This window comes from Desulfitobacterium dichloroeliminans LMG P-21439, assembly GCF_000243135.2.
GTDB lineage: Bacteria > Bacillota > Desulfitobacteriia > Desulfitobacteriales > Desulfitobacteriaceae > Desulfitobacterium > Desulfitobacterium dichloroeliminans.
The window spans coordinates 1841960-1855938 of sequence record NC_019903.1 but is presented as its reverse complement, the minus strand read 5'-3'; the positions used below and the strand labels follow the sequence as shown (position 1 = coordinate 1855938).

Genomic DNA, 13979 nt, shown 5'->3' with positions numbered 1-13979 from the left:
AATATATTTAAGGGAGGATACGAATTGGATTCTGAAAAAGTTGTCAATATGGTCCCTAAGCTGAAAATGAATAAAAGCTTCATTACTTTTGGTATTGTGCTTGTACTTCTCGTTATTCTAGCACTGGATGCCTTTGTCATTGTAAATGCTGGCCAAAGAGGCATTGTATTACAGTTAGGAGCTGTTCGCCCAGTCGTCTTAACGGAAGGTCTTCATTTTAAAATCCCTTTCATTCAAAGTGTGATTCCTGTAGATGTGCGGGTCCAAAAATCTCAATCGGATCAAACGGCCGCATCTAAGGACCTCCAAATCGTGACGACAACTGTTGCCGTTAACTTTCACCTCGAACCTAACCAAGTAAATTCTCTTTATCAAAGTGTAGGTTTGTCTTATGGAGAGCGAATTGTCGACCCAGCGATTGGTGAAGCTGTCAAAGCAATAACGGCCCAATACACTGCTGAAGAGCTGATCTCCAAACGTTCCGAAGTTAGTGCCAAGATCAAGGAGACGCTCTCGTCGAAATTAGCCACGTATTATATGATTCTCGATGAAATAAACATTACTGAATTTAAATTCAGTGTTGAGTTCAATAATGCCATTGAACAAAAACAAATTGCTGAGCAGCAAGCCTTAAAGGCCAATCTCGATCTGCAAAGAATTGAAATTGAAGCTAAACAAAAAATTGAACAAGCAAAAGCTGAAGCTGAATCCTTAAGACTCCAAAAACAAGAAGTTACACCCGAACTTGTAAAACTAAGAGAAATTGAGGCTGAGATGAAGGCAATTGAAAAATGGGATGGCAAGCTGCCGAATGTTACCGGCGGTGCTGTGCCTTTTATCGACGTCAATAACGGTCAATAAAATTAGCAACAAAAGCGGTTGTTACACATGAACATTGAGTTCATTGTGTAACAACCGCTTTATAGTTATACGACAATCTTGGGCAAACAGTGGAGAACTCACCATCTTAACTGAATGTGTTAGATGACATGAACCACATAATCATTAATGATTACGTTGACTAAACCTACTCCGCTCTTTGTTCTGGATTCATTCTTAAGTGACTTAGGGTCGATATTTGTCACGGTTCCACTCTCTTGAATAATATGCAGAACCTTAGTATTGTCCCCATTAACCTGGAGCACAGAAACTATATACCCTGTTTTCTCTGCATCTATCTTAGCAATAGCTATCCCTCGTCCGGAACGACCCTGAGATTTATACTCATCCAAGGTAGTCCTTTTGATATAGCCTTGATCTGTCACCGTTATCAAATCCCCTGAATTCCCTTCGGTACTTGCTTGAAGCATCAGCGCATCGACAACGAAATCTCCGTCGTTTAAGGTCATTCCCTTGACTCCTCGGGATTTGCGTCCCATGGGATTGACTTCTGATTCCGCAAAACGAATCGCTTGTCCTTGGTAGCTGGCGAGGAACAAATCACCTTCGCCTTCACTAAGAAATACCTTAACTATTTCATCCTGATCCTTTAATCCCATTGCATCTGGAGTTCTGGCATTGAGGAAATCAGTTACCGGACTTCTCATCACCTGACCATCCTTTGTGACAAAGACAAAGTGCTGCCCTTCTTTTACCTCTTTTAGAGAAATCAGCGCAACAATCTGTTCATCTTCCGGCAAGGGGAAAAAGTTAGTTACAGCTCTTCCTTTTTCTTTAGCTCCGGCCTCAGGTATCAGCTTAGCCTTTGCATCGTAGAACTTGCCATTCTGGGTGAAGAAATAAAGAGTGTCTTTTGAGGTACAGGGAGCTTGAGCGATGATTACATCGCCATCTTTAAAGGCAAAGGCTAGGGCATTCGTCTGGCTTTTTCGGGTTGGGGCAGGCATTTGTTTGACAAAGCCCTTTCTCGTTAAGTAAACTTCCATTGCCTTCTCAGGTTCTTCAAAAGTGCTGAAATCAATTTCTTCGCCAACATCCTCGGGAAGAATCAACGTACGTCGATCATCACCGTACTTATCGGCAATCGCTTTAAGTTCATCTTTGATAATAGCGTAGACTTTATTGACATCCGCCAAAATGCTCTCCAACTCAGCAATTAACTTTAATATCTCTGCATATTCTTTACGAATAGAATCCAACTCGAGGTTGGTTAAATGTTGTAATTTCATATCCAAAATCGCTTGAGCCTGGACTTCAGTAAATTCAAAACGAGTGATTAAACCGGCTTTGGCGACGGAAGGATTTTTACTAGAACGGATAATCGACAAGACTTCATCCAAATTGTTGATGGCAATAACTAAGCCCTCTAAGATGTGAGCTCGGGCTTTAGCTTTTTCCAGTTCATATTCTGTCCTCCGGATCACAACTTCCTTACGGTGTTGCAGGAAGGACTTATTAATCTCCTTTAAACCCAAAACTCTGGGGGTCCCTTCCTCCGTAATAACTAAGTTGATAATGCCAAAGGTCTCTTGGAGTTGGGTATACTTAAAGAGGAGCTTCAAGATTTTTTTGGGATCTGCATCCTTCTTGCATTCAACCACAAGCCGAATGCCTTCTCTGTCAGATTCATCTCGGACTTCGCTAATGCCTTCAATCTTGCCATTTTCCGATTGAGTCTCAATCTTCGCAGCTAAAGTGGATTTGGAAACCTGGAATGGAATCTCCGTAATAACAATCAGGGTTTTACCATTTTTTCCAGGTTCAGTGACTGCTTTGCCTCGCATAATCACCTTTCCCCGGCCTGTACGATAAGCATCAGTAAACCCTTGGGAACCGATAATCAATCCACCTGTAGGAAAATCAGGTCCTTTAACCTTCTCCATCAGTTCTTCAAGGGAAACATCAGGTTTGTCGATTTGGAGAATCAGGGCTGATACGACTTCCCGCAAATTATGGGGAGGGATGTTGCTGGCCATCCCTACCGCAATTCCGGAACCTCCGTTGACCAACAGATTAGGAAAAGGGCTGGGCAATACAGTGGGCTCTTTCAAGCGTTGGTCATAGTTCGGTTTAAAAGGGATGACGTTTTTCTCGATATCTTGTGTTATCATCTGGGAAAGATGGGTCATCCGCATTTCAGTATAGCGCATTGCCGCGGCGCTATCGCCGTCAATGGAACCAAAATTACCTTGTCCATCAATTAGAGGATACCGGGTAGCCCATGGCTGGGCCATTCTTACGGCAGCATCGTAGATAGAGGAATCTCCATGGGGATGGTATTTTCCCATGCAATCCCCCACCAGACGTGCGGATTTGCTATAGCCTTTGTCCGGATGCATGCCGAGTTCATCCATGGAGTAGATAATCCGGCGATGGACAGGCTTTAGGCCATCCCTCACATCAGGGACAGCCCGTTGCAATATGACATGTTTTGAATATCCTAGAAAGCTCTCGGGAAGAACTTCTTCCAAGGAGCGCTGGATTACATTTTCTTCAAGTAAACTCATACTTTCACCTCAACTCGAATTTACATATCGTCTTCGGTAAATACGATATTATCCATTAAAAATTCTCGGCGAGGATCCACTTGTTCGCTCATGAGAATCTTCAGCTTTCGTTCGGCCTCAAGGGCATCATCAATAGTTACTTGAATCATCCGTCGATTGACAGGATTGAGGGTGGTTTCCCAGAGTTGTTCAGGGTTCATCTCTCCCAGTCCTTTATAGCGCTGAATCTTAGCATTTTTGCCCAATTCCTTCATGGCTTCTTTTAGCTCATTCTCATCATAGGCATAACGGACTAGCCTACCCTTTTCCTTTTCTACTTTATACAAAGGAGCCTGGGCAATATAGACTCTTCCACTTAGGATGAGTGGCTTCATATAGCGGAAAAAGAAGGTGAGCAATAAACAGCGTATATGCGCTCCATCGATATCCGCATCAGTCATAATGCAGACCCGAGCATAATTGGACTTATCTGCTTCGAATTCTTTCCCAACTCCTGCCCCGATAGCTGTAATCATACTACGTATTTCTTCATTCTCCAGAACCTTATCCATCTTAGCACGATAGGTATTAATGACTTTTCCTCTTAAAGGGAGAATAGCCTGAAAACGGCGATCTCTCCCCGTCTTGGCCGAACCACCCGCACTGTCTCCCTCCACTAAATATAGTTCATTCCGATTCCGATCCTTTTCGCTGCAAGCTGCTAGCTTCCCACTGAGGGCCTTCACTTCAGCATCCCGAGCCTTCTTTTTCAACTCTTTTGCTCGCTTGGCAGCTAATCGTTCTAAACAAGTGGTTAGAGTGCGATTAATGGCATCTTTTGCTACTGTGGGGTTTTGTTCAAAGAAGATGCTGATTCCTTCGTTGGTCAGGGATTGGACAATTCCTTCTACTTCCATATTCGATAGCTTGGTTTTTGTCTGTCCTTCAAACTGGGGCTCCCGCACTTTCACTGAGAGAACGCAGGTTAAGCCATCCTTTAAATCATCTCCAATGAGGTTTTCATCCTTCTTGAACAGATTGTTTTTCTTTCCATAGGCATTAAAGACCTTGGTCAAGGCCATACGAAATCCAGACTCGTGAGTTCCCCCTTCGTCGGTCGGGATATTATTGACGTAGGAACGAAGGTGCTCGTCTTCCCCATCGTTATACTGAATAGCACATTCAACGACGACTTCTTCCTTTTCTCCTTTAAAATGGATGGGCTTTTTATGTACTGCATTAAAATCGGATTCTTTATTAAGGTGTTCAACAAAGCCGATAACACCATTTTGAGATTGGAAAGTTTCACTCCGAGGTTCCTTGCGGTTATCGGTCAAGACAATCATGAGACCGGGATTTAAAAAGGCAAGTTCCATCAGTCTGCTACGAAGTATATCAAATTTAAAATTGATACTCTCTCTGAAAATAAGTGAATCAGGCTTAAAGGTCACTTGAGTACCGCTCCCTTTAACACCTTTTTTCACCACTTTAAGATCAGATTTCAGTTTTCCCCCATTTTCATATTCAAGACGGAAAATTTTACCTTCACGACTGACTTCCACTACCAGAAAAGTTGATAAAGCATTGACAACGCTAGCACCAACACCATGAAGACCTCCCGAGGTCTTATAAGCATTACCGTCAAATTTTCCCCCGGCATGGAGTTGTTCAAAAGCAAGTCTCACGGCTGGAATTTTTTTAATAGGATGGATATCAATAGGAATACCACGACCATTATCCTTTACGGTCAAGGATCCCTCAAGGTTGAGAGCAACATCAATCCGAGTGCAAAAACCTGCTCCTGCTTCATCAATGGCATTATCAATAATCTCCCAAGCACAATGGTGTAAGCCCTTGCTGCCAATAGAACCAATATACATACCTGGACGTTTGCGTACAGCTTCCAAACCTTCCAGAACTTGAATCGACTCTGCATTATAGTTTGAATCCATGGACAAAGTGGTTCCTCCCTTTCGATATCTGACCTGGATATCTCACATTATACTTCATTAATTAGCAAAAAAAATAATAGATGGCAAGCTTTATTATTATACCATACAGTCTATTTATCGAGTATTTTTCTCTATAATAATAGCATTCGCCTAATATAGACAGTCATTCGATAGAAAGTCATTAGAAAAAGCCCGCCTAAGCTATGCGGGCTATATTTTATAGTCTACCAGTTTCAGTTTTAGTTTGTCAAAACCCCTTAATAGCATTGCGACCACTGTAACCAATAAAGCAACCTCAGTAAATTATGAGTATCTCAAACCTTATTCGGGCGTTTAAGGATTTCGATAAGTTTGACTATTCCCCAGGCAATCACAGCATAAACAAGCATTGCGACAAGGTTAGCAGGTTCTATAACGGCCTGAGTTTCAACCCCGCGTGCGGAGGCTGTGCGAAAGATCCCCGTGAAAGGACTTAGGAAAATATTGGTCATCGTATAAATTCCTGACACGAATCCGCTGGCCGGATTCGCTCCCAAGAGTTTTAAGATGAAGCGAAAGGCTAATAAGACTTCTATGACACCGAGTATGTAATAAACTATTCGTTTAATGGATTGGATCTCTTCAGTATGATTCATTGCTCTCACTCTCCAAGCTACTTTTTTGTTAGTATGTGAGATAACCACAGCATTTTATGTATAGTTTACTGAAGGTGTTTTTTCACACTTGAACTTTCGACGAAATCATGGGCCTTTTTTCCTATTTTACATCTTTTGCACTTAATTCTACCAATTATTATGGTATAATCGACATGCAGACAAGATGTTTGGGAGAGGATAAGATAGTGAAAAAAATAATATTGACCATAATCGTTTCACTTACCTTTGTGTTCAGTACTTCTAGCGTAACTTCCGCAAGCCCCTTAGCTTACCCCATTGAACGAATTGCAGGGCAAGACCGAGTTGAAACTGCCCTTAGTATATCCCATAAAGGTTGGACAACGGCTGAGACTATAATTTTGTGCGAATACGGTGACTATCCTGATTCCATCGCCTCTACTCCCTTTGCCGTGAATCTTGACGCCCCCATTCTACTTACCCAAGGTAATGCGCTGGATTCCCGGGTAAAAGAGGAGATTATCCGCTTACAACCTCAAAAAGTGGTTCTCTTAGGAGGGACCGGAGTTCTTAAACCTTCCATTGAAGAAGAATTGGGTAAATTCGACTTTCCCGTTGAAGTGGAACGAATCGGTGGTACGAACCGTTACGAGACCTCCATTCTCCTGGCGCAACAAGTGCCTAGTGATACTGTCATTCTTGCTAACGGGGATGATTTTCCTGATGCCTTATCCGCAGCAAGCTTTGCTGGCATCAAACAAATTCCCATCGTTCTCACTTCAAAGAAAATACCCGAATTGGTTCTCGCGTATTTGAATGAAACACAGCCAAGCGAGATTATCGTTATCGGCGGAGAAGGAGTCATCCCTTCCTCAGGACTCACGGATAACGGCTTCACTATAACAACTCGCCTCGGAGGGCAAAACCGCTATGAAACCAATGCCTCTGTGGTTTCCTATGTGAACGATGCGTATGAAACTGACGATCTCTTTCTCGCCTCGGGAATTACCTTTCCTGATGCTGTGGCGGGAACTGTTTTAGCAGCTAAAGCGAAGGCTCCCCTCCTCCTCACTGAAAAACAAGATGTTCCTTCCCCAGTTTATACTTACATGCGCGAACACATGAAAGTCGAGCCGCCGCCCAAGATTATAGAAACGCCAACAATCAAACCGCAGCAAGCAAGCGTCATTCCCTCCGGAGGACTTAATCTACGTGAAACCCCCTCTTCTTCCGGAGCAAAAGTTACTACCATTCCTCATGGAACAACCCTTACCCTTCTGGAAGAAAAGAATGGTTGGTACAAGACCTCTTTTGAATCTCATACCGGCTGGATTTCCGCCGAATACATAACTCTTATTGATCAAACCTCGCCTAATCAACAGAATCCTCCAACTGCTACCGATAAAAAACGCGAAGGAATTATAACTTCCTCAGCTGGGCTCAATCTTCGCCTGACTCCCTCCTCAACCGGTGAGAAATTAGTTACAATACCAAAAGACACAACCATTCAAATCATTGAGGAGCAAACGGGTTGGTATAAAACCACCTACCAATCGCAAACAGGTTGGATTTCTGCAGAATATGTAGCTTTGAGTTCATCTCCTTCTTCCGCTTCTGAGCAGGACAATACATCCCAAATCAAAAGAGGCCTAATTACAGCGGCAAACGGTCTAAATCTTAGAGCTACCCCCTCTTCTTCAGGAGAAAAGCTGATTACCGTTCCTGTGGACACTACCATAGAGATTATCGCCGAAGAAAATGGTTGGTATAAATTAACCTATCAATCACAAACAGGTTGGGCTGCCGGAGAGTATGTGGATACCGTAGAAGGCAACCATAACGATACCAAACAAGACCCCGACCCTAACGTGAATCCTGTTGAGAATGATGATTCAACACCGGATGTCTCAACCCCTGAAGTCTCTGTTGATTTGAGTATTAATGGAACGGTCTACATCTTAGGTGGATCCGGAGTTATTAGCCCAACAACTCAATCCATCATTGAAGGCAAGACCCAATCAAAGCATCCCGAAAATCAACGAGAGTTTCCTGCCCTACCGGCGAAAATCGAGACTGATGAAGAACCACCCTTGAGCGGTGAAGATCCCGAAACACCCCCACCTCTTCAACCAGATGATTTAGTCTATGACCCTTCTCAAGAAGTTTTGGTTGATCCCTTTGCCGGCATTCCCGAGTTAGCTTTAGCCGGAAAAACGATTATGATTGACCCTGGCCATGGAGGGCCGGATGTCGGTGCTGTAGGCCCCTCTAGAACCTATGAAAAGGATAACACCCTAGGAATAGCCCAAGCGCTAAAAGATATCTTAACTCAAGCTGGAGCCGAAGTTCTTATGACACGTGATGAAGATTGTTCACCTGCTGTCAAATATACAGAACTTGAAGACCTGAAAGCTCGAGTAGCTGTAGCAAATTCTTGTAATGCCGATCTATTCATCAGCATTCATAACGATGCTTTCACAAATCCTGTCACTAATGGAACCTCAGTTTATTATTCATCTGCTAATCCCAAAAAGAATGAAAGCCTTCATCTTGCCGGCAGTATTCGTACTGCTGTGATCAGTGCCCTTGACACCAGAGACCGTGGGGTAAAACAAGCAGGATTCTACGTTCTAAAGAACACAAATATGCCATCGATTCTCTTAGAGACTGCTTTCATTTCCAACACATATGAAGAAGCACGTCTACAAAACCCTACTTTCCGCCAAAACGTTGCTGCAGGCATATTCCGTGGAATCTACGCTTATTACACCACCCCTATTCCAATAGACTAATTGCAAATTGAAATGACTCATAGTTTTCTCTAAAACTGTTAATTAATTGATTGTTCTAGGCTTTGCCCTTCTAGTTATATATGCTAGAAGGGCAATTTTGTTATTGATTTTTTTGGTGGCTCCAGTTATCCTAATTACTATATATAAAAATGACTCCTAAGTGTTTAGGAGTTTTAATTATTTCCAAAAAGGAGTAACGAATATAATGGATCTCTTACAGGAGAATATAAGGACTTACGGCAAAATTCATGACAATCGGATCATTCAAGTGGATAGTTTCTTGAATCATCAATTAGATATTAAATTGTTTAATGAAATGGGTAAAGAATTTCAACGCCGCTTTGCTAATAAAAATATCACTAAAATCTTAACAATCGAGACCTCCGGGATTGCTATTGCTAGCATCGCATCTCAATATTTCGGTTATGTGCCCGTTGTATTTGCTAAAAAACACGCCGGCTTAAATATGAGTGAAGATGTCTATTCAGCTCAAGTTTTCTCATATACCAAAAATCAGGAATACACCATTAAGGTTTCGAAGAACTTCTTGAGTCCCACCGACACAATCTTAATTATTGATGATTTCCTCGCCAGTGGTGCCGCTCTTATGGGCTTATTAGACTTGCTCAAACAAAGTGGTTCAAAGGTTGCGGGTATCGGAATCGCTATCGAAAAAGGATTTCAAGGTGGGCGGCAGCTCATCGAAGAGCATGGAATCCAGTTAGAGTCCTTAGCCATAATCGAAAAAATCGAAAATGGACAAGTCTACTTTCACTCACCCAAGTCTTCCCAATGTTCATAAGCCTGATACAATAACTGGAGTCCACTGGATTTATCTTGGGCTTCGATGGCTCCCTTTAGGCTCGCAATGCTTAAAGATAAGCCTTCGATTTCATTGCGTTCCGCACTAAACTGGACTCGCTTAACTACTTTATCCCAGTCCTTTGATAGGCTATCCCAATGATTAATGGCGGAATCCCAATTATCATTTTTTATATCTTGAATAATCATCTCAATTGTTTTAGGTACACCAACTTCATTTCCTAGAGGGCGTTTTAAGACATTGCCGCTTTGCATGATAAGCGCAAACAGGACAATGGTAACTATGGGGATACTAATCACTAGGAATCTTCTCATGAACTATCTCTCCTTAGTAAGGCCCTTTATAGTCTCCTATATCCACCATAGTTTGCAAGCGGTCCTCATAACGATCCACATAAAGACTACCTGCAGGGTTTAAGGTCGCAAAAAAAACTTCGGAAACATCGTAGATACCTTGCTTTTTCAGCTCTTTCAAAAGCCATTTCTTATCTTTATTGAGCTGTCTTAAATTTTGTTCGATAAAGATACCATCGTAGATTAGTTCAGTACTAATTCCTGAGGAAGATACTTTAATCTTCATATCCTTAGGCGTTACGGGCAAGTGTTCGGGCTTTTGCAGTACAGAAAGCTGACCATTAGGTTCTAAAATGGCAAAGTCGACTTGATTGACATCGAAGATCCCCTTGTTGCGGAGAAGACCCATTATTTCTGATACTGTGTATTTCATTTTTTTCATGACGTTTTCCATAATCTTTCCGTTCATAATCACGATGACCGGTTCCCCTTCAAGGAACTTTGATGCATAACGCCATTTTACAGTGATCTTTTCCATGATGTATCCTAAGGCAGCCCATGAAACTAAGGCTACCCAATGGGGCCAGGCCCTACTGGATAAATCCGTTGACAAGGTGGCAGCCATGGATCCGATCGTAATCCCTAGCACGTAATCGAAAAAGGTTAATTGACTGATCTGCGACTTCCCGATGATTCTGGCAAAGATCAACAAAGAGAAAAAACCAATAACAGACCGTACAACAACAACTAAACCTTCATTCATGCACTACACCTTCATAAGTCATTATTCTGACCTTATTATCCGTCTTATGAGAGGTTTTATACTCGAGTTTTCCATCTGATAGCCTAAGATCAACTCAAAATTGTGAAGCATTCAGCCCCTAAGCAGGTTAGACAGTTGCTTAGGGGCTGAAATGCTTCATATTAAGTTAGAAGATATGACTTAAGGGCATAACCATGATTCCAGCAAATGTCGCATATAAAGCCAACCTTGGATGACCATATTGGCGTGAAGAAGGAATCAATTCTTCGATAGCAATATAGATCATAATTCCCGCTACAACTGCAAAAATAGCACCTAGGTTAAAACTATTGATGAAGGGCCGAAGGACCAAGAAGGCTAGCAATGCGCCGATTGGCTCAGCCATTCCGGATAAAAAGGTGTATTTTAACGCTTCTTTCTTTTTTCCAGTAGCATAGTAAATCGGTATGGCTACTGTGATACCCTCAGGGATATTGTGCATACTGATCGCCACAGCGATGGAGACTCCCATAGCCAAATCTTCATACCCCGCACTAAAGGTCGCAATCCCTTCCGGAAAGTTATGAAACATGATAGCCAGCATCGAAACAAAGCCAACTCTGTAAAGATTTTGGTGAGGTTTATCGTTTTCACTGGAGTCAGAGTGTTCATGGGGTACAAAATAATCTATACCCAAAGCAAAGAGAATTCCTAATAATAAGAACACAATAGATAAAATGACACCCAGTCTATTTCCTAAGTGCTGAACCATCGACGCTTGACCCTGTGCCCATAAATCCAAAAAAGATACAGAGAGCATCACTCCTGCGGCAAATCCTAAGGAAGCCGACAAAATCTTTTCGCTTTTCGATTTTGTGATTAAAATGATTACTGCTCCTAATAAGGTGGCCATCCCTGCAATTAGGGATAATAAGAGTGCTAAAAGCGCGCGCTCATCAAACATAACTACTCTCCTATTTATGACATTACCATCACCATGACCATCATCTTAGCTATAGCAATGGGTTTGATACTTATCGGTTTTAGAAACTTCCCCAATAATTCTATATAGTTTCGCTTAAAAGAGCAACCGTAAAGGCCCTCAAAGGAAGAGTTTACACTACTTTCTTGAGGGCGCTAGGTTAGTTGTTTGTTTTACTCAGATATTAATCTCTTTTCCCCTGTGATCCCTTGAATGGGCTTGATATCCTGAGTCACTTCCATGATGCCCAAATACTCCCCTTCTGCATTCCGAACCGCATAATAGCGAATCAGGGCATACTTATCACCCATCTTAATCCAGAAGTCTTCTTGATCTTTCTTACCGGATTTAAGCTCTTCTACTATTTTTTCTACCACATGAACACTGGCCGGCGGATGGCAGTTTTCCACTTTACGTCCCAGTACAGTTTTGGCGCGAGCGAAGATCCTCTCTTTTCCCTGGGTGAAATATTTTACTGTGCCATCACTACCGACAAAGGTTATATCTAAAGGCAAGGTATTCATGATGGCGTTAATTTCTTCAGGTAACAGTTTTCCGGCATCGAATTCGACAAGTCCATCATGAAACGGTTTCTTATCCTGTTGTCCATCCTTCTGAAGACCCTGGTCTTGACTTGGTTTCCATACTCCTTGAGGCTCATCAATCAGACAATATCCGATTTCACTGCTGGCCTCAGCGATTGAGACCCACTCTTCATCAGAAAATGCCTCCAGGATCATGGGGAAAAGAATATTTTCCTCTTTAAAAATCATCTCGGGTACACGGGTTACAACTTCCTTGGCTTTTTCTACCAACTTCTCTTTATTAGCTGATTCACTGTCAAGAAGTTGTCGCGTTTCTTTAATGACCGCGCGGATTTCATCATCCACCCCCCACATGACTTTAGGCGGGGCAGTAATATCATGTTTTTCCATGATGGGGAAGAGCAGATTTTCCTTACGGCTATAATGTTTGTCGATCTCCCAGAGCTCCTTAAAGGCTTCCTTAAGAACCTTCTGATTCTCCATATTACCATCAGCACTGTATTGATCGAGTTCAGGAGTTATGACATTTTTCAAAAGAGACTCAAGAGCCTTATTTTCCATTTTAAAGGTATGTATGGGGTGGCCGGATTGGGCATCTTCGTTATGTGGAGCATGAATTTCTTCGATAGATCCTTCAAAGACTGCTGCATGGACATCGCATAGACTTTGAATTTCTTCCACGGGCATTCCTTCTTGGATCAAGGCTTGTTCCATTTGCGAAATCTCCGTAACCGAAACCCCTTCGATGAGCTTAGCAAATCGCTCCTTAACTTCTTCAACAGTTTTTCCGTTATGCAGTTCTAATATTAATTCTCTGAGGACCTTTTGGCGTTGTTCACGATTATTAATCAATTCACTCATGGGATTCACTCCTATTCATTTATTTCAAAGCCTTTCTCGGCAAAGGTTTCTTTAATATAGCCCATGTCAATTTTCTTCATTGCTGCTCCCTTAGGAATAGTCATAAACCGTCCGGCGGTATTAAGCATTCCAGGGCTAGCGATATTCTTGAAGCCTATTTCTTTCATGATTTCCGCAACTTCGGGATACATTGAACAAATCTCATAGACAGACTTTGATAAATCGATCGTTTTCACGGGTATCACCCTCCTCTAAGACCATTATACAGGTTAGTATCGATTTAATCTGTGATTTCACTCATAAAGTAATGATATTTTTGGCATATATTGTGTCCCTTCTTCAGAGATTTTCCTTAACCCTACCGGAAGATTTTCCCAAAAAATAATAGGCGATAGCAGTAATCAAAGCAGCCATGGCACCCATTATTAAATCGGTCATAGTGTCTTCCAAACCGCCCTTCACCATTTTTTCGGGTAATATCATATCTGACACAAACTCAAATATCTCCCAAATAGAACTACAAGTAACGGAGAAACAGAAGGAAATTATCCCAATAAATATAGCGAACCTCTTCTGCAGTTGCTGATCCCTCTTTTTCAGGCTTGAGTTGAAAACATAGATAGCAAATAAAACAGCTAGAGCACCAAAGGCTCCGTGAAGAAATAGATCCCACCACCAAAAGGTTTGGTAAAACTTCTTAATCTCGCCAAAATATTGGGTTAAAAAAATAAAAATAAAACTAATTGGGAGAAAACCCGGGGGGAGCTTAAGCTTCATACGGTTACCTAAAGAGTTGATCAAATAGGGAACGAAAAGCGCCGCCATTGACAAAGCGGCGAGGCCTAAGTCCTTCCATCTATTTTCCCAAAATGCTTTTAAGCCAATACTCATGATAACTAGCTCGAAAACAAGTAAAATTACTATAGTTATCTTACTCACTCTGTTCATTTGTACTCTCCTTCAGCACCAAAAGGCCTTTTCTCAATGCC

12 protein-coding genes are annotated in these 13979 nt (G+C 42.0%); 3 read left to right on the top strand and 9 right to left on the bottom strand.

What is annotated here, in order from left to right; all coding sequences use genetic code 11:
• The first annotated feature begins 24 nt into the window (after positions 1-24).
• Positions 25-861 carry a prohibitin family protein gene (locus tag DESDI_RS08875; RefSeq protein WP_015262272.1) on the top strand — a complete coding sequence of 279 codons (837 nt, stop codon included), beginning with the start codon at positions 25-27 and terminating at the stop codon, positions 859-861.
• Positions 862-980: 119 nt separating this feature from the next.
• On the opposite strand, the gene gyrA is transcribed toward DESDI_RS08875, so the two are convergent.
• The 3 genes from gyrA to DESDI_RS08860 form a co-directional block, all read right to left on the bottom strand.
• Positions 981-3407: a DNA gyrase subunit A gene (gyrA, locus tag DESDI_RS08870; protein WP_015262271.1), complete on the bottom strand. Its 2427-nt coding sequence runs from the start codon at positions 3405-3407 to the stop codon at positions 981-983.
• Between the two features lie 20 nt (positions 3408-3427).
• The gene (locus DESDI_RS08865) at positions 3428-5344 is read right to left on the bottom strand and encodes a DNA gyrase/topoisomerase IV subunit B (RefSeq protein ID WP_015262270.1); all 1917 of its coding nucleotides are present in this window, start codon (positions 5342-5344) and stop codon (positions 3428-3430) included.
• A gap of 308 nt (positions 5345-5652) precedes the next feature.
• A complete protein-coding gene (locus DESDI_RS08860; RefSeq protein ID WP_015262269.1) occupies positions 5653-5973 on the bottom strand; it encodes a YggT family protein in 321 nt (106 codons plus the stop codon).
• Positions 5974-6179: 206 nt separating this feature from the next.
• Here DESDI_RS08860 and DESDI_RS08855 point away from each other — a divergent pair, with 206 nt between their 5' ends.
• Positions 6180-8744 (top strand): cell wall-binding repeat-containing protein, encoded by a 2565-nt coding sequence (locus DESDI_RS08855; RefSeq protein ID WP_015262268.1) that lies wholly within the window; start codon positions 6180-6182, stop codon positions 8742-8744.
• A gap of 205 nt (positions 8745-8949) precedes the next feature.
• The gene (locus DESDI_RS08850) at positions 8950-9546 is read left to right on the top strand and encodes a xanthine phosphoribosyltransferase (protein ID WP_015262267.1); all 597 of its coding nucleotides are present in this window, start codon (positions 8950-8952) and stop codon (positions 9544-9546) included.
• Here DESDI_RS08850 and DESDI_RS08845 read toward each other — a convergent pair.
• From DESDI_RS08845 to DESDI_RS08820, 6 genes are all read right to left on the bottom strand, one after another.
• Positions 9516-9881, bottom strand: a complete 366-nt coding sequence (locus DESDI_RS08845; protein WP_015262266.1) for a DUF4363 family protein — start codon at positions 9879-9881, stop codon at positions 9516-9518. The two genes, DESDI_RS08850 and DESDI_RS08845, sit on opposite strands and share 31 nt — an antisense overlap.
• Positions 9882-9894: 13 nt before the next feature.
• Entirely contained in the window at positions 9895-10623 is a 729-nt protein-coding gene (locus DESDI_RS08840) for a DUF421 domain-containing protein (RefSeq protein ID WP_015262265.1), read from the bottom strand.
• 166 nt (positions 10624-10789) lie between these two features.
• Positions 10790-11566 carry a zinc transporter ZupT gene (zupT, locus tag DESDI_RS08835; RefSeq protein WP_015262264.1) on the bottom strand — a complete coding sequence of 259 codons (777 nt, stop codon included), beginning with the start codon at positions 11564-11566 and terminating at the stop codon, positions 10790-10792.
• Between the two features lie 191 nt (positions 11567-11757).
• Positions 11758-12990, bottom strand: a complete 1233-nt coding sequence (locus tag DESDI_RS08830; RefSeq protein ID WP_015262263.1) for a DUF438 domain-containing protein — start codon at positions 12988-12990, stop codon at positions 11758-11760.
• A gap of 11 nt (positions 12991-13001) precedes the next feature.
• A complete protein-coding gene (locus DESDI_RS08825) occupies positions 13002-13226 on the bottom strand; it encodes a DUF1858 domain-containing protein (RefSeq protein ID WP_015262262.1) in 225 nt (74 codons plus the stop codon).
• Positions 13227-13329: 103 nt separating this feature from the next.
• Positions 13330-13938 carry a DUF2238 domain-containing protein gene (locus DESDI_RS08820; protein ID WP_015262261.1) on the bottom strand — a complete coding sequence of 203 codons (609 nt, stop codon included), beginning with the start codon at positions 13936-13938 and terminating at the stop codon, positions 13330-13332.
• Positions 13939-13979: the final 41 nt, after the last annotated feature.